Raw genomic sequence first — 25859 nt, 5'->3', positions numbered from 1 at the left:
ATATTACAGGTGAAGTCGGTGTGGATTGCTGCTACGTGCCTGAAACCCTTGTGAGACAAGGGCTGTAGGATGAAGATATAACGATTGCCAAGTTAAGAAGGATTTTGGGTTTGGAAAAAGTTTGCTTTTTGTAAAGGTTCCATAAGATCAAAGAGTTGCCCGTTTACCTCTTTTTTCATATCGCTATAGCATTGGTAATGGTAAGCCGCGCCTCTTGGGTTGTGTGATTGTATGTCAACCACACTCAAAAGATAGAAACTGATCGGGCTTGGGGTACTTTCTGCTGCGTAGAAAAGGTAAGGGAAAGCTTGGTCATTACGTCCGTTCAGTAGTAATGCCAAACCTAAAGTTAAATTGGCAATATCACAGCGAGGGTTCATCTCAAAAGCTTGGTTCGCAAGTTGAAGAGACATTTCTTGGTCCGCCTTGCTTCCGTTTTGTAAAAACCGTAATGACGCATTATAGGACAGTAATGAATTAACAAGATAGTTTTCACGCCCCTGTTCTTTTATCGTTTGAAGCTGCTTGGCAACAGAGTCGAGAGCGATATTTCCTTTTCCTTGATAAAAAAGGGATATACCCGCAGAGATCACTTTCCAATCATTGTAATCTGTAATTGAAGTAATACGATGATTAGCGATTTCATATCCTGGGTCATCGGGCGATATGAGCGTCTTTAATTCGAGAACAACATCACCAACTTCATTGAAAAAATTGTTTTCATTGAATTGTTTTTCTATTTTTTTATTTAATTCTGGTTGTTTCGAGTGTTGCACAAAAACGGTTAATAGATAACCTTTTTCGTTATGCTTTATCCAGCTTTTAAGTTCAACGCCATTGCTACCGAGTGTTTTTTTTGCCTCAGGTGTCAGTTGAGAAAAATGATAGCCTGAAATGGTTTTTGCGGAATTTAGGCCATAGAAAAGATAATTATAAACACTTTGTGACATCTCATAATCTTGCTCTATATCAAGTTGTACTTGATGCAGAAAAACAGGCGTAATCTGTTGTGCTTGTGTAATTTTTTCAGCCTCTATGTTGAAAGCAGATTGTTGCCAGGCGTACCCTACGCCAAGCCCTCCCAGTAGTAACACTCCGAAGATGATGATAGCGAGACGTTTATTCTTTCGCTTTACCATTAGTTGCGGGTTGACTGTTGTTTGAACGGATTCTAGTTTTTCTTCTTTTGGTATTAGAGCTGTGCATTCAACATGTGACTCTGCTGTATTTAGCTCTGGCGAATTTACCTCGGAAACCACCAGATCAAATAGGTACCCCTGTTTAGGAATAGTTTTGATAATACTGTAAGGCCTGGTTTTATCTCTAAGTTGACTCCGCAGTAGGCTTATCACTTGGCGAACCAAGTTGTCTGAAACGTGACTTCTTTTCCACACGCTATCTGCTATCTGGCGGGCATCAACTACATTGCCATTTTGTTCGATGAAATAATTGAGAAGCTTCGACTGTAGCGGCTCGAGGTGTATATCTTCTTCCTCAATCGTGATCTGGTTATGGCTTGGAGTGAAGAGGATCCGAGGTTCGTGGTGAATAAGATAACGGGGCATGTCAGTCATGGGCTTACAACAATGAAAAAATTAACCCTGCTAGCCTAGAGGGTTTGAATCGTGGAAGCAAGTCTCTGCCTTTGATGAACCTTTTTTGAGGATATTACCTAGACAATTTGGCCTGCTGCAGGCTTATTTGAAGTGTTGCTCATTGATTACTATGTATTTTTCACCACAACATATCGAACAAGACAAGTGTGTCGACTTAGTCCTTGGGCACCATTTGCATGATCACATTTATGCCACTCACGTTTGTCGTCAGAGCAAACAGGTCTTTTAATTAAAGAAGAGACAGAGAACAGGATACGCAAGGAGAAATGCGTGAGTAAACAAGGCACGTTATTTTATGTAATGGGCGCGTCCGGGGCAGGCAAAGATAGCCTGCTTCAGGCGATACGTAATCTTTATCCGCAACAGCTATTGGTCGCTCATCGGTACATTACCCGCTCGGCACAGGCTGGTGGTGAGAATCACGTTGAGCTGTCGATAGAAGAGTTTATCCAACGCCATGCTCAAGGGCTGTTTGCCATGAGCTGGCAAGCGAATGGTTACCACTATGCATTAGGCAAAGAGATTGAGCTTTGGTTATCGCAGGGTCTAGATGTCGTCGTTAATGGCTCTCGTGCCTATCTAGAGCAGGCCATGAAGGATTTTGGCTACAGGGTTGTCCCTATTGTTGTCGATGTCAGTGTCGAAGTGCTTGAAGCGCGGCTTTATGCCCGTGGCCGTGAGACACAAGATCAAATTGTTGATCGCCTTGCGAGGGCTGAGTATTACCGAGGACAATGCCATGATAATGGGTTTGTGCTTAATAACAGTGGCACGTTAGAGCAAACTATTACGCAATTTATCGAAGAGTATAAAAAGTACCAGAGCGTTAGGCCCCAGATAGATGGTTATCAGTATCAAAGGTCTGGGGGGATACGGCAATGAAGTTAACGGTAATAGGGACAGGGAAAATGAATAGATTCGCGACAATCTTCATTTGTTCCAGCAAAATATGCTGTAGCCTTTCTGGAAGGCTTGGAACAGTTAGCCAAAGTCTAGAGCTGATATTGTAAGAGAAACCGTGCCAAGGTATGGTTTTTTTAGCATTCTGAATCAATGAATTCGACGATGTAAGAGTCTGAACCTTTAGCATCGGTATAAATGACTCGACAATGATAGTTCAAGCTACCTTTCCTTGGGAATGATATATGTGCAGTTAAACCGCCATTTTTATTGCTCGTATTTGTTACATATAATTTTGCGTCAACGTCAAAAGCTCTACGTACGTTATCAATATGGCCCGAAGGGTAGCCATTGCAAATATAGATATCTTCAAGGAAAAATGAATTCTTACTATTTTCTAATGCCTTACTGAGCTCTTCGCTGGTATCTGGGTAGCATTTCGACAGTGCACCGCTGATATCAGCTTTGGTGTGAACAAGTTCAGACATTGTATGAATGTTTGTCACAATTGATTTGAGTGTTGATTTACGTGCATCAGACTGAATGCCTAACATTTTTACAGCGGCAGTAATGGCTAAAAAAGCGACTAAAACAATGACGGTAACGAGTCTAATCATAATGGAATGCTGAGTTTAATTTATTGATAGTATGGTTGATAATTTTGAATGCTGTTTTTTTGTTTGATGTGATTCTATGAGTAAAATTATGCTTATGCAAGTGATGTATGATTAGGTGTCTAGATAGCACACAATTTTATTGGTTGGTTTATTGGTTAGGAGGGGAAAAGGTTAGGTGGGTAGATACAAAAATGCCAAAAGCACATCGCCTTTGGCATAGAGAATTTTTGGTTTGCTACGTCTTGGATTAGAAGTGCAGTTGAATAACCGATTCAGCCACACAGCCAGGACGGCGAACGCCTTCAATCTGAACGGTAAGCTCCTGGACAATTTCTAATCCACGCTTAACAGCTTTCACAGACTGAATTTTAGTTGTCGCACGAATGCGGTTTTCAGACTTAACCGGATACGGGAAACGGATCTGGTTGAAACCCAAGTTAACGGTCATTTTAGCCGTTGGGAACTTCTGATTCTCAGGATCAACGCTGTCAGTAAGAACTGATAGCAGTGATAAGGTCAGGAAGCCATGCGCAATGGTAGTCTTAAACGGAGACTCTTCTGCTGCACGTTCTGGGTTGGTGTGAATCCACTGATGATCTTCAGTGACATCAGCAAATTGATTAATACGACCCTGATCGACGGTCATCCATTCACCTGTATGGATAACTTCACCAAGGGTAGCAGTCAGTTCTTTGTAAAGCGCTTCAGCTTCAGGTTTCATTTCAATTGGTGCTGGCGTTTTTACAGCAGCTTCAGGTGCGATATTTTCCACAACAGTCTTTTCTATCTTTGTTTTACTAGGCTGCTCGACCACGTCATCGTTAGATGCAGACTGTTTGTTCATAACAAGGGAACCTAGCTGAGTTTTGTTCGCTCGGTTAACGAAATCAAGCCAGTGCTCACGCAATGAAGGAGAGAGTAAGTCTTTTAGTTCAATCGCATGCAGTGATAAGTCACCACGTTTTTGCTTAAAATAATCGACAACTTTCATGACTTGATACCTTATTATTAAAAACTGCCTGAAGCCGAATCAAGGCGATGTATTGTAATGAGAAATGAAAATTTTAAAAGAAAAAATGTGTTATAGCTCTCGGTTTTCTTATCTGTTTTCTTTTAAGTCATTGTTTTATGGCGATAAGTGATTTTTGTTGTTTTAGTGTAATAATACTAAATAGCTTACCTTTGGTATTAAACTGCTAGTAAAATCGCCGTTTCTCTACAATTCCAGCTTACACCTGTAAGTTAACTTCAGCGTACAGTTGTAAATATATTTCAGCTTACACGTGTATATTTATTTAAATGATAAGAGCATAAAAAATACACTGTATAAAACTGATGTTGAATAAATTCATAGTAGAGTAAATCAAGTCGAAATGCTCTAAAAAATAGCAGTATTTTATTCTTTTCGAAAATAATTTACGTGATGAAATTGCTAATTTGTCAATAATGTCACCAAGCTGAAACTCATTCTCAATTGAGAGAAAAAAGCTCCTTCAGTGATACGTCTACGCTTAAAGCCAAACAATTTGAAATGATGTTATTTGGATATAGACCCAATTCATTCCTTGGCGTGTTTTGGTAAGTATAATTTTGGCTAGGTAGTAAAATTGATGAAAAGTTATTGGACTCTGGGGTTGGCCTTGTGTTTGCTGACGTCAGTGCCTGTCGTTGCTGCTGAACACGATGACATGGCAGTAGAACTTGATCAATATGTCAAAAAAGCGGTTAAGAAGGGCATTCCTGGTGCCTCATTAGCAGTTGTTATTAATGGTGATATCAGGCTTTTACGCGGATATGGTGTAACCAAAAAAGGTGGCAAAAACAAGATTGACTCAGCGACTGTGTTCCCATTGGCTTCTATATCAAAGACGTTCGCTTCTGCTGCAGTGTCGATTCTTGTTGACCAAGGAGTAATAGAGTGGGATACCCATGTTGTTCCGTATTTGGATAACATCGAATTTAGCGATCCACAGCTAGGTAAAGACGTAACATTGCGTCACTTGCTATCTCATACCACAGGCTTGGTGCCACAAGCCTATTCGGATTTGATAGAAGATAACGTTAAGTACACGCGTATTCTTCAGATGCTTGATAGGGTTAAGTTTGTCTGCGATCCGGGCAAGTGCTACGGCTATCAGAATGTGGTCTACAACCTTTCAGCTGATATGTTGAAACTGGCCGTAGGAATGGATTATTCGACCTTTGTGCAAGAGAACATTTTCCTGCCGCTTGAAATGGATCATGCATCCTATGGCATGGAGGGATTTAAGGAGTCAGGTAACCGCGTTACCCCTCATGTAAAGGTGAAAGCGGGCTTTGCGCCTGTTAAGCCAGCACCTTACTATTATCGTGTGCCAGCAGCTGCAGGTGTTAATGCAAGCGCTCAAGATCTGGCAAAATGGATGTTGGCACAATTTGGTCATAATCCGTCTGTATTGCAGCCGCCGCTTTTGGATATAATGCACAAGCCGCATATTCGTGCGAATCAGTACCGGTACCGGGCAAAACTCAGTAACGTTTATTACGGCTTGGGTTGGCGTACATTTGATTACAAGGGGATTTCGGGTTTCGTCCACCATGGAGGCTGGGTAAAAGGGATTCGTACTGAGATGCTGTTTAATCGTTATACACAAACAGGGATGGTCTTTTTAACCAACTGCGAGACGACTGTTGCAAGGGAGATTGTACTTCACTTCCTTAAGCTGTATCGTCAGCAGTTCGAACAAAACAAGGACAAAACTTAGATTAACCTAAGAGGAATTTATCTATGGGTAAGAAAAGAAAGGCTTCACTCACAATCGTCAGTGCCAACGATAACCACGATATTGGCTCGGCTGAAACTGAGTTCGGTAGGGGCAAAATCAAAGACAACGCACTGAAAGCGGTTGTCACCAGCCAGTTATTCAAAACCCGAGTAGTGAAAGCAAAAAAAGGTAAAGGGAGCTTTAAACGTAAAGATAAACATTTAGGACGAGAGTCCTATTCAATGGCAGCTTGATTACAGCTCTCCTTGAATAGGACTTTCTTCTTGAAAGCTTTCCGAAATACAGATTCAACGAGATGAGCCTTAATGAAGTTGGAACTTAACAATCAATTCGCATTCGTTAGTGGAATGTAGTTGTTCGACATGTTTAGCCACTATTGGATTGGGGTGGCGCTTCAAGTATTCGATCATTGCTGAATTGCAGCAGCCAAGTGAAGAGATAAAACTCTTACAACTGGTGTTAGGGCATTGTGGCAGTAAAGCCATGACTTCTTCTGAGGCGAGCTGTAAGTACTTCAACTCATAATCGCTATCACCATGAATCCGCCAGAAGTTGGCGAGGTTGTGGCAAGACATCACCTTAATGGTCAGTAATTCTTCAAGCTCTTCTCGACTTCCTGTTGTAGGGGTAAGTTGCTGAGATTCAGCTAAGGCTAGGTGATAGTGAAACACAGCCATCATCGGCTTTATCTGTCGCTCTGCTTTATCGGCTAATAATGTATGCTTTTCCCATCGAGCTGCGTCCATAACCCCTCCTAATTTCCCCAAGCACTAAATTGAGTATTCTGTAATCAACCATGGTAATGATAATCATTATCAAGGGTTGCTACAACTTCATTTATGCAGTTCTATCTAGTTATTCTGATTTACAAGTTTTACCAGCAAAAATGAGGTATGAATCGCATCATGTATAGCTAGTCGTCATTGATGTCATGGTTTTTTGCTTCTATTCACAACTTGATACCCATTTTCTTAAAAATGACCAAAACTGGGGTTGTTTGTTTTCTGTTCAGATTGCATTATGGTCAACCCTGTAACGCAGGGGTGTTGACCGTTAAACTCTTTTATTATTAGCTGTTTACGTGTGGTCATGTTAAAAAAGTGACAGTTTGATGCTGGCTAGGTCATTGAGTTATCAGCTGTTTGAATGCAAACACACTATTGGGTTGGTACTTTTTTGTCACAGACCTAATAGTCTTGAATCAAGAAAACAGAATAGATAGATGAAAAAGCAAATTACAATCAAGATGCGTAACACACGCCGAACAAAAAAAATTCTCGGTGCGGGGTGTGGGGCGGTGGTAACCGGACTTCTTTTCGCTGGAAGCGTACAATCTGCGGGAAAGTGGGTTGAAGTCGAAAATGTTCACAATGGACGAGCGCCGTTGTGCCATCACATTGAAAGTGGTGAGCTGAAGTTCTGCTCTGATATTCAGCAAGAGCAAGAAGAGCCATAATTTGTCAAAAAGGGAGCACTATTCAGTGCTCCCTTTTTGCTTTTAATCGTGCCAATTTTACTGCCAATCTAATACTCAATATTTGTCCATATCGTAACAAAGCTAAACTCTATAGAGGAGAATAATGCTGTGTTGATGCTATGAAAAAACTGATATTCGGCGTATTGGGGCTATTTATATTATTTATCATTAGTCTACAGTTTGACAGCCAAGACGGTATTGCTGCTAGGCAAGTCAAGGCGCTAGCACCGGTTGAACAAAATTACTTGCTGGAGATCGATGGGCATATCAGTCAAAGCCCGCGACCTGAAGAAATCTATTCTTTTCCGATTAGAGTGGGGGAAATCGGCCCTGTTAACTCACTTTATTCCGGCCCAAATCAACACCCTTTTTTCTGTATGACCGTCGATTCTGGTTTAGGTCAACCTGTTGTTGATAACCAAGAGGGATACGGTGTTACCGTATATGACCCATTTAATGGAACCAAAGGTATAGGCTATTCCAAAGATTGTGCGCTAAAAACGCAATTGTCTTATGTTGTTGTTGATGAAGATAATGTCATTTCCAATCGCACTGAGTTGGAGCTTAAGCAGAATCCACCAAGTGAAAATGAAATACTTATTCGAGTCGAAAAGGGAACGATCAATCGTTACATCTATTCTATCGCTATGCCGATAGATATCGGTGAAGTGGGTGATCAAGATAGCTCCCAGATGTGGAACCAACGGTTAATATATCGCTTTGAGGGGGGATCAGGTTTAGGTTTCCGGCAAGGTAAAATGAAATTACACCGGTTGATCAAAAAGGAACTGTCGCAAATAAGAAAAGGCTACGCTGTGGTTGCATCCAGCGGCAACAAAACCAGCTATGGCTACAATATGTTATTGGCTGAAGATACTGCAAGAAGGGTAAAGGCACAATTTGTCAGTTTGTTTGGTGAGCCATTATATACCGTTGGTATTGGTGGTTCGGGCGGCGGGCTGGCCCAGTACCTTATTGCCCAAAACAGCGAAGGGATCCTAGACGGTTTGCTGCCACTGTACTCATACCCAGATATGGTGAGTGTGTCGATATATGCTCTGGATTGCGATTTGCTCAATACTTATTTCAGCTTTAGAGCTAGCGATAGAAAGCGCTGGCAAGATTGGCAGTCACGAGAGCAAATTGAAGGGCTTAGAGCAATTAATAAAGCAGAACAACGTTTTGGTTGGTTGCAGCCTTTAAATCAATTAGTGCGTTTTAAGTTGCCAGAATTTCCACAGGGAAATAGTGAATGTATAAATGGTTTCTTTGGCTTAAGTAGTTATCTGAATAATCCACGGCAGGGCTTTTTGAAGCCTTATTATCATGAATCGGTTGTCGAGAAGGTCAACTGGAATTACTGGCAGGATCTTGTACATATCTATGGTCAGGACGAACAAGGTTTCGCTCAATCGACTTGGGACAACGTTGGTGTTCAATATGGATTACAGGCACTGCGTGATAAAACAATTACGTTAGATGAGTTTATTGAAATCAATCAAAAAATTGGTGCCTGGAAGCCATTTGATGCAATGGAAACAGAGAAAAAGCTAAGCCTAAGTGCGAGTATTCCACCGCTATGGTTATCACTGTGGGGGGAGCATAACGTAACTGAAGATAAAACCATTCCGGCGAAACGACGATCTGCATCAATCTCAACTATCGAGCGTGCTTACCAATATGGTCAGGTGTTTATTGGCCGAGTCAGTTTACCGATTATAGATATTCGTCATTACCTAGAAGATGATTTGAATATGCACCACACTTCGGCTTCATTCGCGACCCGTTTACGGATTTTAGATGAAATGCAACATGCCAATAATCATGTAATTTGGATTTCAGATAAACAGTTTAACCCGGTAGAACAAGCCTATGAACTTATGGATGAGTGGTTAGTGGCAATTAATAAACAACCTGCATCGATGAACTATCAGCAGAAGGTTAAGTCAGCCAAACCGCTATTAGCAACGGATACCTGTTTTAATGCTGATGGGAATATACATGCCTCTGGGAGAGGGGTCTTTGACGGGCTGTGGAGTGGCAAAGAAAATGGTCCGTGTGCTGATGCATTCCCGATTTATAGTAATAGCCGCATTCAAGCAGGAGCCCCTTGGCAAGGAAGCATATTCAAGTGTCATACTATCTCTGTCGAAGCGGCGATAGACAAAGGAATATACGGTGATGTTGATGCTACGGATCAACTAGCAGCGTTAAAGCAAACTTTCCCTGATGGTGTTTGTGATTACTCATTGGGGGACAAAGGTAGGCCAAAATCGATGAGTAACATCATCACCCATTAGTTATCTATTTTTGGTGCGAATGCAGTTTGTTTTTGAATCAAATCAGTGCACTACCGCCGACCGGTAAATGGCACTTACCTGAACTATTTAACCAACGGTTGTTGAAGCTGCTTTAGATATAGAGTGACAGTGCAACTATGGTTGATAATAGCGAAGTGATAGGTGGATTTTTTTAACATATCACTATTGGCTCACAGAAATACCCCATTAATAACAGTGAATTAGGTTAAATCGTGTGGGATGATGTAGAAATGATATGTTGAAAGATTCAATGTATGAAGCTGTTAGCTCTAATAAATTTAACATGAGGTATGTAAATGAGAGCAATAAGAATTATTTATGTTGTGATTGCCGCTCTTGTTGCTTTGTCATCGGCGTTTGCTATTTGGATTTACTATATAAAAGAAGGTAAGGATTTACTAAACTTTACGATATCTATAGTTGGGTTCTGTATCGCTGTATTAGCTCTTTTTATTGCGGTTAGAACTTATACATCGATAGATAGTGTAAATAACATAAGTAAAATGGACGGAAATATACTAGATAATGAAAATTATGTAATTTCAGTTCCTGAATTAGTTAGACGCTTTCAGTGTCATGATGAAAAAACTTTAGAAAAAGAGTTATTCAAGTCCATAGAACTTAAGCTCAAGAGAGAATCTGATACGGCTGTTTTATTTGCCGATACTCTTCAATATATGGTTGACCTTATCGTGTTCTTTCCGGCAGTGTTTAATGCTAGTGATATTGATAAAGAAGCATATAGAAAACGTATGGGCTCTATTCTGTCAGAGATGGAACGTCGCTGTGGAATTTTACATGCAATTAGTAAGGGAAATTCAATACAAATTACTGAAACGATAAAGTTATTTAAATCAGTAATTTCATATCAAAGCTTTGTCGCTGATAAAAGCTTCAACATTCACGCAGACTTACTTCATGTAAGAGGGCCAATACTTCGTAATCCAGTTACTAAGACCATATACCATAATTATCTAGGTTTATATTACAATAAGAAAGGAATGCTCTTAATTAATGAGTCACTAGGTCTAAAGGGTATTGATGCTCTTTCTATCGAAGGTGTGAAATTAGTAAGTAAAAAAATAGGTTTGATGTCACCATCAAATAATGAAGATGCAATTATGTACTTTAAGTCAGCATGTGAGCAATTTGAACGGGCACACTTAGCTTGTGGAGATGACATAATGTGGCCTGGATTTATTGATTATAATAAAGCACGTACTCTGTTTTTTTTACGTTTATTGACTAATGAAGAGAATGAATGGCTAGAAGTCATGAATAATGCAATTGAGGCTAGAAGTCGATTAAATCGAATGATTGATGAAGTATTGACTGTTCATCGCTCTGAAAAACAGCAAGTAAATAATACACATTTACGTAAGTTTTTTATGTATCAAGAAGAGTTAGCACGCATGGTTAAGCTAAATATTTTACTTGGTACAGCATCAACATATTCAGACGTTTCCTCATTAGTTGTCTATCGAGGTTCATATCTTATTGGTAGGTCAACTGAAGAGCTTAAAAGTTTGCTTCAGCCTACTCATGGTTTCTCTGTTGCAAAGAAATATCAAAATGAGTTAGCTTTACATTTTGGGAGCAATCGCTACTGCACTGAGCTAACAAAAACATCAAGTTGACGTGAACTTCACAGCTAACGCTCGGCATTTTTAGTTTGGTTGGGTTTAGTGATTAAGGAGACTTTGTTTGAGAGCGTTGGTAGTTAGCTGCAACTTAGCAAGGCGCTACAGATGCGCAGCTAAAGTATGCATTTTTCATGTGCCCAAATTTTGAATATGGTCTTCAGACTAAGTTTGAACGTGATGGTGTTAGGGTATGGGCACTTGAGGGTGCAAATACGCTATAACAAGGCGCTCAACTCGATACTGCGTTACGCTCCGCATTATTGGTTTGAAGTATGGTGGGTTTTGTTAGTGTAGTGGTCGCACAATTTATAGCGGCGTTGTCTAGCTAGAGGAAATATGGACGTTTCAGTACAAATTAGCAAAGAAATCGAAGAAGCAGAAGTTGTTGGTTTATACAAAGCCAATGGTTGGTCATCTGCTGATGTTCCAGAGAAACTGATACCAGCATTATTAAATTCAGACATGTTAGTAACAGCGCGCAAAGACGGAAAACTTATCGGGATAGGTAATGCTATTTCCGACGGTTATTTAGTCGTTTACTATCCACACATGCTTGTTGATCCAAATTTCCAAGGTTTGGGCGTGGGTAGAATGATGATGGAACTTATGCAAAGTAAGTACAAAGGTTTTCATCAACAAATGCTTACTGCTGATGGCGACGCTGTCGATTTTTACAGAGCATTAGGTTTTGAAAGGGCAGGTAAGACAGAACCTATGTGGGTGTATGCTGGAAGCGATCATTAATGATCAGATTAATTTTATCCAAATTTTTACGTCGCTTAGCTTGGCGTTATGTAAATGGAGTAGAAATAAGCGATGGAATACAAGGTTATTAAAGAATATCGAGAAGCGCCAGAGTCACCTATTCGCATAGTAAAAGGTGAGAAATTACAGTTTGTCGAAGAGTCTAACCGTGAAGGAGACTGGGCCAATTGGGTTTTCTGTCGAGGTGCAAACAAAGGAGGTTGGGTTCCAAAGCAAATACTAGTCATCGAAAACCGTGAAGTAACAGTACTTGAGGACTATTTTGCTAAAGAACACAATTTAACAGTTGGTGAGATCATAGTAAAAGAGTATGAACTAAATGGTTGGATCTGGGGCAAAAAGCTAGGCAAGTCGGATGAACTCGCTTGGGCTCCTTTAAATCATCTAAGTGTTTAAGGTCAAACAAAAGCCCAGAAACATCTTTGCTTCTGGGCTTTATTATTTCGGCTGATTTAATTAAGGTTGCACTTAAGAAGCCGTTAAATCATTTTTTCAACCGGTTTCCAACGAGCAACATCAGTAGGTAGCTTAATGCCTTGCGAAGCCAGCAGATTAATCCGAGCTAAATAAGCGGCGCCGTGCATAAGGTGTTTTGCAACATCAGCAGCTTGGCGATTTTTATAATCATCTAAATAGCTACCTTTCGCCCATGCGTTGAACGCACCAAGAGCAGGACCCGCCCAAATTTGGTAGTCCATTTCACGACCCGCTTCACCGGTGTTTGACCAGCGGCTAGAAAGGCCAAGGTACCATCGGAAAATCAAAGCCATCTTACGTTTAGGGTTGCCTTCGGCACGCGTAATTTGCTTGGGATCGCGCTCGTTAAAGTGCGCAACGGTGCCAGCCCAGATGTCATCGAGTGTTGAGCGGAAAACTTGGGTTTCCAGCTTATGACGCTCATCGGCAGGGATCGCTTCAATAGAATCATAACGCGTGTAAATGTCATAAAGCTTATTGGCACGCATAGGGAAGAGCGTACCGCGTTTAACAACTTGTAATTTAACACCCATTTCAAACATGTCGGCAGCGGGTGCCATGGTTACATCGGCCATTTCAGTGGTCGAAAGCAGTTTACGAGTATGCTCACTCGCGCCCGCTTCAATACATGCTTGGTTGACAGAACCTGTGACAATATAAGCTGCACCCATATTAAATGCTGCCAGTGCCGCATCGGGTGTACCAACACCACCGCCAGTACCGACACGAAGCGGTGTTTTGTATTGGTGTTTAGCTTGAATTTCTTCTTTCAACGCTAAAATTGTAGGTAGCAAAGTGACCAGAGGGCGGTTATCAGTATGACCACCCGAATCCGCTTCAGCGGTAATATCGTCAGCCATTGGAACGAGTTGTGCTAGTTCCATTTGTTCTGGTGTAATTCGACCTTCGTCCACCAAACCTTGCAGCATTTTAGCAGGCGCAGGCTCCATGAACTTGCTGGCTACTTCGGTACGGCTGACTTTGGCGATAACCTTGTTAGCAATAACAATATCGCCTTTATGATCGCGGCTTAAACCTGCAGCGCGGTATTGCACAATTTGTGGTGTTAAACCTAAGAAGGCTGATGCTTCTACAGTACGCACCTTATGCTTTAGGAATAGCTCGACACTACCACGCTCAAGCGCTGGTTCGCTTGGGCTGTGGATCAAGTTAAAGGCGTAAGGACCGTTAGGCAGTGCCGCTTGAATACGGTTGATCGCTTGCTCTACACGTGAAGGGATGAGCCCCGCAGCGCCAAATGAACAAAGAATACCGGCTTGACCCAGTGCAATCACTAATTCTTCAGAAGAAATGCCATTCGCCATCGCGCCGGCGTAGTAGGCGTATTTAACACCATGCACGCGACAAAAATCACTGTCACCAAGGCTTTGTGTGCCAAGTGCTGGCGCAAATGCACTGACTGGGTGTGTACTGCTAGCGCTTGCACTATCACCAGAGGTCAGTTCTGCCTCTTGGCTTACACCAAGCCCTTTTTCTGGGTGATTGATGACGTAGCAGCCACGGCTCAGATCCTTTAATACTTTAGCCATTGCTTCGGTATTGAATTGAGTGGCATTTTCTTCAACTTGCCATGGCCAAGGAGAAAGCTTTTCGTTATTTAGGGTTGTTTGCATTGTCATGTTCTAATCCTTAACTCAAGCTTCTTCGATACAAATAGCGATGTCTTTTACTTCGTAAATTCGTAGGCCGTCTTTACTCAAGTTAGCGTTACCAATAATAATGCGCTTACCGTCTTCATCTTTAATTGCTGTGATGTGTACATCGAGCGACATTTGCTTGTTCAGTGGGTTGATTTGACCACGGTATTTCCATTTCACTTCCGATTGGATTTGACCAAATTTAGGTGAGCGGAAACCCGCACCAAGATCTTTGTTTAGGGCGTAGGTCTGCATTAGCTCAATAATCGCTTCAACACCTAATGAGCCAGGCATAACAGGATCTTGATGGAAGTGGAACTGGAAGAACCAATCACTTGAGTCGATAGTGCGCTCAGCGTATAAGTAACCTAAGCCTTCTTTACCGCCATCACTGGTGATTTGCACGGTATCAATGAAGTTCAAGCGACCGCCAGCAAGCTGGTAGTGCGGCTGTTTTTCACCGGTTGCAGAGACTGGTGCGTTGAAGTAACGGCTGGTTTTATCAAGCAAGTCAATCGTGACATCTGGGGTACGATTATTATCAACATGCCAAGGGTGGGTGACTTTACCGTTATCCAGGCCAAGTTGATCTTTCAGTGCCGCGCCTTTGAAGTAACCAAATACCGCTGTACCTTGATAGAAAGGAACACCATCTGTACTTAGCTCAAAACTGAAGCTCTGAACGATATTGGTGCCCATCATAACGGTTGAAAGCAGGCGAGAATCGTTAACAATGGTTTTGCCACGTAAGTCAACATTACGTAGCATCTTGCCGCTACCATCAAGGTTACGGAAGAAAAGCTCTTCACCTGGGAAGCCAAGGGTTGTACCCATATAACCAGAGATAAAGCCATTTGGCTGAAGAGAAATTTCCATCAATACCGAATAAGGCATCAGTGTTTGATGGCTGTTTTCGTCAAAGTACCATGCGTTTTCAGGCACTTCGTATTCCGCAATACACGACGACGGCGTTTTGAAGTTACCACGGGTACCATTAACTTCAATAACACGAGTAGTTAGCTGTAAATCACCACATGGAGTACGAGGTGGGATCATACCGCGGTAAATCGAGAAGTCAGGACCGAAACATTTCTCGATGTCACCCGTTGCAAATTCAAACATGTGGTACGGCGTAAACGGTACTGTGTCTGGGGTGCGATTCGGGTAGTCAGGCGTAATCGGCGCTTCTACGTGCTGTAGTGGGATCACACCTTTATTGGTCGCGGTGGCTAAATCGGGGATTTGCGCCATCAAGGGGGCATTCGCCGATGCTGCTTTGCTCACATTCGCTTCTGGTGTGCCTGTAACTTCAACGTCAAGTGCTACTTCAACGTTAAGAACAGCTTCAACCTGTGCTGGCGAATCTTCGACAACGTAATCTGATGAGCCAAGGTAACGCGTGCATTCCTCTTCTTCACGGATCATCACACCAAGATTTTGGAAATCCACCACGACTTTGCCGTCAAGCAAAATATCGATATTGGCTTTGGCGTATGGGCGAGGGCTCAAACCAATTTCTGTCACTTCCATACGATAAGTTAATACCGCAGATTGTGGCAGCACTTGACCACGACAACGTACTTTTTGTGGTGCGTTTTCAAGCGGCTGGAATCGACCATTTTGTACTTGGGTGTGCATACCTAGGTACATCATGTAGAACTGGAGTAACTGACCACAGCCTTCAGCCATCAATGAGCCCGCCATCACGGAATCATCTTTGAAGTGGCAAGGGAAGTACCAGTGTTCAGGTTCTAGCTGTTTATGACCTTCGATTAAGCCAAGTCCCCATGCGCCACCTTGCGGCTCAACACGGCTGACTTGTTCAATCATCATGAATTTTTCAGAGCTAAAGCACAATGAAGGCTGGTGGCGATCAGAAATGTGACTTTCACCAAAACAGCCCGCAATGTTTGCACTTAGCAAGTTATGCAGCGTGTGGTAGTCGAACTGTGTTTTCTGGCAATGAAGAAGCGGGTTGAAGCGCTGCTTAGTAGCTAGGTTACGCGCTTTGATCTCGTCTTCAGTACGGATAACACCTTTACCGTCAGCGAGTTCTTCATCGGTGAAGAAACCTGCACAGCCGTTATCCATTTTCAGGATCATCTTATCGCCAACGAAACATTCGTACGAGAAGAAGAACAGCAAGGTATCGCCGTTACGTGCGAAGTGATTAATCGAGATGTCGTAACGTAGTGTGTCACCACCGCGAGGTAAATCACCAAGGAAGGTCAGGGTACAATCGAGCAGGCGATATACGCGTTCGCCTTTATTTTCGAAGTCGATACCTAAGTAGCTGATCAGCATTAAATCACATTGACCAGACTCAACGGCAACTGCCCAAGGGATTTGACCATCAACCAAGTAAGGTGCATCGACAGGAATATCGTATTCCGTTGTCATGGTACTTGGTTTGTACTCCAGCATCGTCGCGTCAAGTTTCGTGACACGGGAAACTAGCAGGTAGTCTGTGGTGGGTAGTCTTACGCGACGTGAGTAGTTGTCGATAATGGCATAGTCTGGGCCAAAGACATTAGCGATATCACCTTCAGCGTATTCAACCAAATCATCGTAATCCCAAATGCATGGTTTACGGATGGGTTTGACGGGGGTTGCATACACGTTCACTGGTTGTGCGACAGCTTGTGTTGTTTGTGCTTGATCTGATACAGGTGCGGGTTGTGGGTTATAACCCGCTTCCATTTGGGCTGTTACTTCATTGAGTTGTGCTTTTAGTAAAGCATCAGCCATTTTCAAACCTTGTTCACGGCTTTGTAAGAAGGCTTGGTGAACTTGTTGAGCAAGTTGTTGGTTTTCGATAAATGCCGCTTGCTGTGATGATGCCGGGCTGTTTGTCTGAGTGTTCTGGCTGTTATTAGCGGATAGGACGTTGGTCATATTGCTTGGAATTCCTGTAATCGGCGCTTGGCGTGTTGTGGCCAAAATCGGGGATACGGGTGGTTGCGAATGCTGCTGTGTCTGCTGAGGTGTTGGCTCTGACAGCGAGGGCGCAATAGGGTTGAACACTGGCTTATGCGGTTTAATTCGCGGTGCAGTATTGGCCACTTTTTGTTGAATCGACGCTATCTCTGCGAGTTCGGCTGTGACTATGTGTTGGTAAATATCACGGCCACCAAGCGTTACTTGCTTGATGAGCTGGCGTTTATTGTCGTTTGCCAGTTCATTGTTTAGGCGAGTGTTTAACGCTTGCGTTTCGGCTTGCGACTGCGAAACGAGCAGTTGCGAACATTGGCTTTCACTCACACTAGCGACAATGGCGGATTTGGTCGGCTCGTGCGTTGCAGTGTGATTTAATGTAATTAAACCATGCAGTAAGCTCGCCATGCCTGAAGCGGCAAAGCTATGACCTAAACGTTGATTTGCGTGTGTAGGCTTAGCGGTGTGCAGTGGTAATTGTAATGCCTCAGTGCTGTCTGGGGCTTGGTTAATTTCCAATACCTTGATGGCAGAGACTGGTACACCCGTTGATGTTAACAAGCGATCAGTGACAGTGTGACTTTGGCTGGTAGCACTAAAGCCTGATGCTGTGATTTCACCGTATGAGTGCGAGTCAGAGTTAGAATCAGAACTTGCATCTGTCAGTACGACAGCGCCAGCACCTTCACCGACGTGCCAACCTGAATCTTGTACTGTGTTGGCAATAGGGCGAATGCTGTTTTTCAAGATCACTTGCTCAGCACTGCCACTTAAATCAACCGCAGCAATGACAACAGCATCAAGCGATTCTTGGCTCATGAGGTTTTCAGCCACATCAATACAACGAGCGACAGATTGCTCGGCAGCCGAAATGGTGAAGGCAGGGCCATTAAAGTCCCATAGCGACGCAATGCGTGACGCCATGATGTTGCCGATGAAACTTGTGTACTGGTTCAGCTTGGCAGCATCCAACACACTGTCCATTGCAATGGCTTCAAGTGATTCATATTCTGACTCTGTCAGCGTAACGCCCATGTTCGCAAGGCTGTCAGCAAGCTGAGTATGCAGGTTTACGCGTCCACGGAACTGATGCATTTCAAGCTCAGTTTCCATTGCAACTAATACGGCAACTTTCTGGCCTGACTCAAGTTTGGCATCACGAATGGCTTCATCGGCGACTTTCATCAACATGAGTTGTTGTGAAATTAAGCGATCGTCTTCGTTTGGCGGCACTTTAAAGCGTAAAAAGTCCAATTCAAACTGATCGATATAAGCACCATGTGGGATAGTCGGTAGACCAAACTGGCTTAATAGCTCAGGGTGTTGGTCTAAACCTTTCCAGCGTTTCTTCGGTAAGGCAACAAATGCATTTTCATTATGTTGAATCGCATGGCTAAGGGCATTAATGGTTTTTAATGATCCGAAGTGCGAAGCAAGACCTGTCACTTTTAATGCGGTTGAGTGACGCGGTAACGAATTGACCTCTGAACCTGCCGTTTTCTTCGCTGAGCCTGTTGTCGACTGTGCGTCTGAATAAGCCTCAAGTAAGAGGTGAGCATTACAGCCACCAAAACCAAAGACTGAAACGCCAGCACGTCGCGCAGGATTACCTGCTTTATCTGGCCAAGGTTGCACTTGGGTTGGCAGCGTTTGAGCACCAAATAAACCTTCAGGTGATGACAGAGGATCTGACAGGTTAATACTTGGCGGGAGCACGCCTTCTTTCATTGCAAAGATCATTTTCATGATCCCTGGCATGCCAGCAGCGGTGAGTAAGTGACCTAAATTTGATTTCGCTGAGCCAATCAAAGGCACTTGGCTACCGTTGAGTTTATCAGTAAAGAAACGCTCCATTGAGGTTAACTCAACTTTGTCACCCAAAGGGGTGCCTGTTGCGTGACACTCAATCACTTCAATACTTTCTGGTGACAAGTTTGTTGCTTCATAAGCGCGCTCAAAGGCTTGTACCTGACCTTTGCTATTTGGGCTTAACACAAACTGACCACGACCATCATTCGATAGACCAATGCCACTGACAACAGCATAAATATGGTCGCCATCGTGCTCGGCGTCCTCAAGGCGTTTTAGCACTAAGACACCAGCACCTTCACCTGCGAATAAGCCTTTACTGTTGCTATCAAAAGGAACAGAAACACCGTGATCTGGGTAGGCGTGGAAAATTGAGAAGCCCATATTGATGAAGAATGGGTCTGCGCCAGAAACTGCACCCGCCAGCATCATGTCGGCTTTGCCTGTACTGAGGTAATCACAAGCCAGTTTTAAAGAGTAAACCGAACTCGCACAAGCCGCATCAAGGCTTAGCTGGGCGCGACCAAGGCCAAGTGCATCAGCCACAATTTTTGATGCGTTATGTGCAGCGACACCATTTGCGGTATTCAGGGGTTGTGGTTGGTCGTTCGATGGCAACAGTGAAAACAGTGGGTTAGCAAGTTTGTCTTGTAGCGCTTTCTCTACTGCAGAGTGATAGATAGGCAGGAACAAGTCATTTGAACGCGTTGTCGGGAACGATAATGCCCCCATGATAACGCCAGTGCGTTCAAGTACATCGGCATCAAGTGCAATTCCAGCGTCTAATAGAGCCTTACGGCTGGTATCTAGCGCCCATAAGAAGCTATCGTCTAAACCATTGAAATAATCAGTGGGTAAACGGTAGCCAGTAGGATCAAAGGTGAAGTTTTCGATGTAGCCGCCTTTATCACAGTAAAAGCGGTCTGATTCACCTTGCTGGCCCTGATAAGCGTCTGGGTTTGCACCTAGCTTTTCAGGGCGTAATGTTGTGCGCGAATCTTTTTTATCTAACAGATTGTGCCAAAAATCCTTTGGCGTATCGGCATCGGGATATTGATTGGCAAGGCCAACAATGGCGATTTTTGCCGCCTTGTTGGCCGAATGGTGTTGAGAACTCATACTGGCTCTCCTTGTATATGAACTGAAGATTGAGCCTCTGAAGCGGCGAGTTGGCGGACAAGACCGTCAACTAATGGCGAAATAGATAAAGGCACCTGCTGGGTGATCAACTGAGCGATGCATTTCAATAAGGTTTGAATGTCATCACCGCCTTTAGCATTCGTTGCCACAGCAAGGCTATTTGACACTTTGTCTGCACGATTGATCTTATCGATTAAGGTGCTGGTTTGGCGGTCAGCGCCTAACTCGATGAACAAACGCGCGCCGTGTTCTCGAGCTGCACGAATGAGCGAAGTAAAATCAAGCGTTGAACAGAAGGTATCAGCAATGGAGGTCGCAATACTTTGTCTATCTATGCTCACTGGCTGATTTGCGTTTTGTGGCAGTAACTCTGCTGCGCTAATGAAACGAATATGGTGTGGGAGTACATCACACAGTGGCTGATTATAAAAATCAGTGACTTGAGCATGCTGGCTCAAAGCGGGTGTGGTATGCATAGCCGTCACGCGGTTAGAGGCAATACCCCGTTTACCCAGTTGCTTGAGTAGGGCTCGACAACTTTGTTCACAGCCCGCAAGGATACAAGTATCACCTTGGATAATGGCAAGGTAAGCACGAGGGAATTCAGGTAGCAAAGCCTCGATTGCCGCGGGTTCGCTGCGGACCAGGAAGCTATTCCATGTAATTTCTTCGTCTTGATTGAGTTGCCATACCTCACGTACTGCTGTTAATTCACCCGATATTGCGGTGGTGAAAATCGGGCTAGTTTGGGTCATCTCAATCAAAGCATGAGGATTACGCCACACGCCTAAGCTGGCCCACATAGAGGCTTCACCTTTGGAATAACCCAGTGCAAAGTCAGGTTTCACCGAAAAAGAGCCACACAGTAGTTGAGTCAGTATGTAACTGCTGCCAACACCGGCAATGGCAAGCTCACTGAGCGTCATCTCTTGGGAGGAGTTCCCTGTCTTTTCATTGCTAGTCGCGTAGGTTTTGTCCGCTTGCAGCATTTCTTTCAGATTACCTTCACGCTCTAAACGGGCGTAAAGCTCAGGGAAATACTGGTGAAAATCACGCATCATGCCCGGGTAGACAGTGCCTACACCAGGATACACAAAGGCCACTTTGCCACGGCTATCTGGTGCTGGTGAAAAATAGCTACCAGCAGGGGTCTTATAGTCGGTTTGCTCGGTAATTACCTTGGATAACACCTTTGTTAGCGCGTTGATTTCTAACAACACCGCATCGGCAGATGCGCCTTGCAACACTATGGTTAATTGCGCTGCTGGTGGCTGTGTTGCTTTTAGTTGGGTAGATAGTGCTTGAAAGCACACTAAATTCTGGTGCATTAACTCGATGAGAGCTGCTGAGCTTTGTTTGGAATCAAGCGATGAAACAGGGTTTAGATTTTTGCTTAGGCTCTGGCTTAGTTCTGCGAGCTTTGTTGATAGCTCCGTCTCTGTATTTCCCGAAATAATGAAAAATAAACGAGATGTATCGAGCAGCGGTCTTGCCGCTTTTAAGCCTGTCGCTTGGGTTAAAACTAGGCTAGTACTGCTTGCTTGGTTTTCGGCATTTAAGCTCAAGCAAGCAACGCGCGCTTTGTTTGGTTCTGTAAACCAGTAATGGCCCAGCTCGACATCAAGCTGTTGGTGACGTGCTGAGATGTCATCAATCAGTTGATATAGCGCTGAAAATTGCTCAGTGGCTGTTGATGCGGTAGATGTTTGCTCAACACTTATGTCATCAGGTTGACGACGCGATTGCTCAACCGCAAGTGGCAAACTTGCCGCAAAGCCTGATAAATAAGCATGTGGGTGGATACGGTTTTGAGCGGCGGTTAAGCCAGCCATTAACATAATCGAACGATTCGACTGCGATGTTAATGTTACCGCTTTACCTTGGTTAACTACCTGAATAGCCATATTCAGTGTGGCAGTGAAATCGTCAGAAAGTTTGATGTTTTCAACCACTAATGACGAAGGTAAAGGGTTGGCAGAAAGCCCAGCGCGAGGCTGGGCTAAAAGAGCGATGCGCAATGGCATCGCTTTATTAATAGAAGAATCAGCCACTACGACAGAAGCTCCTTTTCTAATTGGGTTTTCACCAAAAACGCCTCATTGAGGGTTTTGCTGATGGTCACTTTAGCCCCTTTCATTACGGCACTTAGGCGTCCATCTTGGTGGTATAACGCAATATTGGCTTGTAATGAGCGAGCAGTGCTTTTAATCACCTCCAGTTCAATCCAACCGCCGTCACCAGACTGCATCGGTGCATACGAAACAAACTCGCCAATAGCCGATGGCAGGCTGGCAGAACCGTATTTCAATCTTGCCCATACCAACATAGCTTGTAGTAAGCAGTCTTCTGCGAACGGTTGACTACCACCAGCATGTTGCGTTGGAATAAACGCACCACAATCGGTATTAGAGATATCGGGTAACTGACATTTAGCCACTAAACCGTGATCGTCAAAACGTGTCACAGATTGAATACCTTGCAAGCGAGGCCCATGAAAGAGGGTGCCATTGCTGTATAGGTCATTGGCTGTTGCCACAGGTTTCGCTGAATCGTTAATAAAGGTTTTCTCTAAACCTGTAGCCATGGTGTCGTTATCAATAACAAGTTGCGCTTGATATTGAGGTCGACCACCACAGCTGATTAACGCTTTCCACTGCGTTGCTATTTTTGCATCAGGTGAAATATCCAATGTGAGAGTTTGCACATCATCATTTTCAAAAATCACCCCTTTAAGCAGCTTGTAGTTGCGAACGCTAACGTTCGCCCCTAACCATTGCTGTGCTGCTTCACGCATCCATTGAATGGCACATACCGTTGGCAACACAGGGTTGCCAGCGATACAGTGGTCCTTGATGAAAGGCATTGCTTTCGGATCAAGGTCGCGTGTTACAGTGATGCTCGTTTTCAGCGGACTCTGTGCTACCTGCATAGACTCCGCATTAGGCTTTTTTACAGCATTCTCCTTGCTATCAGTACCTTGCATGCTGGTGCCGATAAGTAATTGAATACCTGTTTCATTTAATAGTTGGCTGCTGAATAGATCGGCACCTGCTTGTAGTGGAATAACGTACACACCACGTTCAATGAACATCTTCTTCAGTGCAGGGTTTACCATCCCACCATCCCAAGGTCCCCAGTTGAAGCTCATGACTTTCGCTTCAGGGTGACGGGCAGAGAATTGCAGCGCTGCTTTGTTCAAAATGTCGTTAGACATGGCGTAGTCACTTTGGCCGGTATTGCCGTAGAAACCTGCCGCCGATGAGAACATAGCGACTAGTTTGAGTTTGCTGTTATCAATCGCATTAAGTACTGCTTTTAAACCACCTACTTTGGTGCCGTAAACAAGATTTAGCTCGTCTAAGGTTTTATCTTGGATATGTTTATCAGCAAGTACACCCGCACCGTGGATCAGGCCTGTAATGCCGTCGATTTGCGACAGTGTATTAGCAACCGAATCACTGTTAGATACGTCAAGGCTGATGTATTCAGCACTTGCGCCTACTGCTGTAAATGCAGACAGTGCAGTGTTAATTTCGAGGCTGCTTAATACTGGGCGAAGTAGGGCATCGACTTTCTTTGGTGTTGGCTTATCACCTAATGATTGAAGGTGGCGAATTGCCGCTGGCTTCAATTCATTGTCTTCCTTGCCTTGCGCCCATTCTGGTAACTCGGCAGCAGTAATATGTTTGCTACGGCCAGCAAGAATGAAATGTGATTGGCATTGTTTAGCAAGTGAAAGTGCACATTCAAACGTTACGCCTTTAGCGCCACCAGTAACGAGTACTTTGTCGTTTTGGGTTAGCTTAGCCGCTGCGTTTTTGGTGTCGGCTTGACCGGCTTCAACCGCAATCAAGGTCGAACGAGCCGTGTTTTCACCTGCCAAATTAAAGCCAACTTCTACTGCTTGAGTATTAATATCGAATAATTCAGCGTAGATAGCCTCTGCGAGGTGGCGAGCATCCAATCCAGGCGCTGCATCAATGGCACGGCAGAATACAGTTGACCACTCATGGCTTAGGGTTTTGGTTAAGCCTGCAAGTGCCGCTTGGTTGAGTTCTGCTTTTGCGAGTAGTGCAGCATCAGCATAGCCAAAGCCACCATCAATACGGCTTACAGTGAAGAAAACACGACGATTTGTTGAGCTTGTTTTGTTTAATTGGTCGTTAAGCAATTTAGCGAACAGGAACGCAACATCTAAGTGTGATTTAGCATCTGCATTTAGAGCAATAGTTGCAGTGTCTGTGACATCTGACTGCGGTTGTAGGTGAATGAAGCCACCGATTTCTTGATTCGCCGCTTCGATATCAGCAATAACCGCTGCGATGCCTGCGTCATCAATGCTTGCTAAGTCGTAGCTTTTGATTTCTGTGCTTAGCGGTGATGCGGCAGATAGTGGACTGCGAACAACAGCGACTTGTAAGCCGTTTGCCGTTAATTTCTCTGCCAGAACACCCGCGTTGTGACCATCATCGGTGATCACAACACATGCATTTTGAGCGAAACAGTCTGATAGCTTATCTACCGCTGGTAACTTTTTTAGCGCGACCTCGTTGTGCGGAGGAAGATCGGCGCTTGCTGTTGAAACCGATGTTGCCGCGACCGGTGCTGATTCATTAGCCGCTCGTACAGTAGCAGAGTCTGCAGCAAGCTTACTTTGCATATAGGTAACGATTTCCCCGAGTGTACGGCACTCAGCGAGATCTTCAGGATTCAGCTCTGGCAGTGAAGGCAATTGGTCTTGCACTGTCCCTAGAATTTCAACTCGCTTGATAGAGTCGATACCAAGGTCTGCTTCCATATCCATCGCAAGGTCAAGCATTTCTGCTGGGTAACCCGTTTTATCAGCCACAACCTCTAGCATGGTGCTTTGAACGTGCGCTGCGTCTAAACCGTTAGATGGTGCTGTTGAACTAGCGACTGGCACTGATGAAGCAGCAGGAAGTTTGCTGTTCATGTAATCCACGATTTCGCCAAGCGTACGGCACTCAGCCAAGTCTTCTGGGTTTAGCTCTGGCAGTGAAGGCAACTGGTCTTGCACTGTCCCTAGAATTTCAACGCGCTTGATAGAGTCGATACCAAGGTCTGCTTCCATATCCATCGCAAGGTCTAGCATTTCAGTTGGGTAGCCTGTTTTATCAGCTACAACGTCAAGCATGGTTGTTTGCACTTGTGCCGCGTCTAAATCGCTAGATGCGGCGACAAGAGCCACTGTTGCAGGTGCTGTTGTTACCGATGAAGGAACAGAAACAGCAGGTAATTTGCTATTCATGTAATCAACGATTTCGCCAAGTGTACGACATTCAGCTAAGTCTTCTGGATTCAGCTCTGGCAGTGAAGGCAGTTGGTCTTGCACTGTCCCTAGAATTTCAACGCGCTTGATAGAGTCGATACCAAGGTCTGCTTCCATATCCATGCCAAGATCTAGCATTTCAGTTGGGTAGCCCGTTTTATCGGCTACAACTTCAAGCATGGTTGTTTGCACTTGCGCGGCATCTAAACCGTTAGATGTAACAGTTGAAGATGTGACTGTTGAAGCAGCCGCTACATTTGTCACAGACACCGGGACAGAAACAGCAGCTAGCTTACTGTTCATGTAACCAACTATTTCACCAAGCGTACGGCACTCAGCTAAATCTTCAGGGTTTAGCTCTGGCAGTGTTGGCAGTTGGTCTTGCACTGTCCCTAGAATTTCAACGCGCTTGATAGAGTCGATACCAAGGTCTGCTTCCATATCCAT

16 protein-coding genes are annotated in these 25859 nt (G+C 44.0%); 8 read left to right on the top strand and 8 right to left on the bottom strand.

The genetic code is table 11. The features are described 5' to 3' along the window. Window positions 1–92: 92 nt before the first annotated feature. Window positions 93–1574, bottom strand: a complete 1482-nt coding sequence (locus tag ACVA58_RS26480; RefSeq protein ID WP_446513246.1) for a winged helix-turn-helix domain-containing protein — start codon at window positions 1572–1574, stop codon at window positions 93–95. Window positions 1575–1886: 312 nt separating this feature from the next. Between ACVA58_RS26480 and phnN the strand changes: the two genes are divergently transcribed. Next, window positions 1887–2498, top strand: a complete 612-nt coding sequence (phnN, locus tag ACVA58_RS26475) for a ribose 1,5-bisphosphokinase (RefSeq protein WP_446513245.1) — start codon at window positions 1887–1889, stop codon at window positions 2496–2498. A 155-nt stretch (window positions 2499–2653) separates the two neighbouring features. Here phnN and ACVA58_RS26470 read toward each other — a convergent pair whose 3' ends face one another. Further along, the gene (locus ACVA58_RS26470; protein WP_446513244.1) at window positions 2654–3133 is read right to left on the bottom strand and encodes a hypothetical protein; all 480 of its coding nucleotides are present in this window, start codon (window positions 3131–3133) and stop codon (window positions 2654–2656) included. Between the two features lie 247 nt (window positions 3134–3380). Continuing rightward, entirely contained in the window at window positions 3381–4124 is a 744-nt protein-coding gene (locus ACVA58_RS26465) for a MaoC family dehydratase (protein ID WP_446513243.1), read from the bottom strand. Between the two features lie 619 nt (window positions 4125–4743). Here ACVA58_RS26465 and ACVA58_RS26460 point away from each other — a divergent pair. Both ACVA58_RS26460 and ACVA58_RS26455 read left to right on the top strand, forming a co-directional pair. Further along, window positions 4744–5877, top strand: a complete 1134-nt coding sequence (locus ACVA58_RS26460; protein ID WP_446513242.1) for a serine hydrolase domain-containing protein — start codon at window positions 4744–4746, stop codon at window positions 5875–5877. Between the two features lie 53 nt (window positions 5878–5930). Then, on the top strand, window positions 5931–6131 hold the full coding sequence (locus ACVA58_RS26455; protein WP_446513263.1) for an alternative ribosome-rescue factor A: 201 nt from the start codon (window positions 5931–5933) through the stop codon (window positions 6129–6131). A gap of 69 nt (window positions 6132–6200) precedes the next feature. Here the strand turns inward: ACVA58_RS26455 and ACVA58_RS26450 are convergent, their stop codons facing one another. Next, window positions 6201–6644: a DUF2753 family protein gene (locus ACVA58_RS26450; protein WP_446513241.1), complete on the bottom strand. Its 444-nt coding sequence runs from the start codon at window positions 6642–6644 to the stop codon at window positions 6201–6203. A gap of 476 nt (window positions 6645–7120) precedes the next feature. Between ACVA58_RS26450 and ACVA58_RS26445 the strand changes: the two genes are divergently transcribed. The 5 genes from ACVA58_RS26445 (at window position 7121) to ACVA58_RS26425 (ending at window position 12500) form a co-directional block, all read left to right on the top strand. After that, window positions 7121–7354, top strand: coding sequence for a hypothetical protein (locus tag ACVA58_RS26445; RefSeq protein WP_446513240.1), 234 nt, complete (start codon window positions 7121–7123; stop codon window positions 7352–7354). A 140-nt stretch (window positions 7355–7494) separates the two neighbouring features. Beyond that, window positions 7495–9675: a DUF6351 family protein gene (locus ACVA58_RS26440; protein WP_446513239.1), complete on the top strand. Its 2181-nt coding sequence runs from the start codon at window positions 7495–7497 to the stop codon at window positions 9673–9675. Window positions 9676–9992: 317 nt separating this feature from the next. Then, window positions 9993–11333, top strand: coding sequence for a hypothetical protein (locus tag ACVA58_RS26435; RefSeq protein WP_446513238.1), 1341 nt, complete (start codon window positions 9993–9995; stop codon window positions 11331–11333). A 342-nt stretch (window positions 11334–11675) separates the two neighbouring features. Continuing rightward, entirely contained in the window at window positions 11676–12083 is a 408-nt protein-coding gene (locus tag ACVA58_RS26430; RefSeq protein WP_446513237.1) for a GNAT family N-acetyltransferase, read from the top strand. Window positions 12084–12155: 72 nt separating this feature from the next. Further along, window positions 12156–12500: an SH3 domain-containing protein gene (locus ACVA58_RS26425; RefSeq protein ID WP_446513236.1), complete on the top strand. Its 345-nt coding sequence runs from the start codon at window positions 12156–12158 to the stop codon at window positions 12498–12500. Window positions 12501–12583: 83 nt separating this feature from the next. Here ACVA58_RS26425 and pfaD read toward each other — a convergent pair whose 3' ends face one another. From pfaD to ACVA58_RS26405, 4 genes are all read right to left on the bottom strand, one after another. Further along, window positions 12584–14221, bottom strand: coding sequence for an eicosapentaenoate synthase subunit PfaD (gene pfaD / locus ACVA58_RS26420; RefSeq protein ID WP_446513235.1), 1638 nt, complete (start codon window positions 14219–14221; stop codon window positions 12584–12586). 15 nt (window positions 14222–14236) lie between these two features. Continuing rightward, entirely contained in the window at window positions 14237–20101 is a 5865-nt protein-coding gene (locus ACVA58_RS26415) for a beta-ketoacyl synthase N-terminal-like domain-containing protein (protein ID WP_446513234.1), read from the bottom strand. After that, window positions 20098–22146, bottom strand: coding sequence for a PfaB family protein (locus ACVA58_RS26410; RefSeq protein WP_446513262.1), 2049 nt, complete (start codon window positions 22144–22146; stop codon window positions 20098–20100). The genes ACVA58_RS26415 and ACVA58_RS26410 overlap by 4 nt, the downstream gene beginning before the upstream one ends. A gap of 26 nt (window positions 22147–22172) precedes the next feature. Next, window positions 22173–25859, bottom strand: a 3687-nt coding sequence (locus ACVA58_RS26405) for a phosphopantetheine-binding protein (protein WP_446513233.1), incomplete at its 5' end; no start/stop codon positions are given.

It is taken from the genome of Photobacterium sp. DNB22_13_2, from assembly GCF_052873915.1.
The sequence above is the reverse complement of the archived record's forward strand: the minus strand, read 5'-3'. Positions and strand labels throughout refer to the sequence as shown.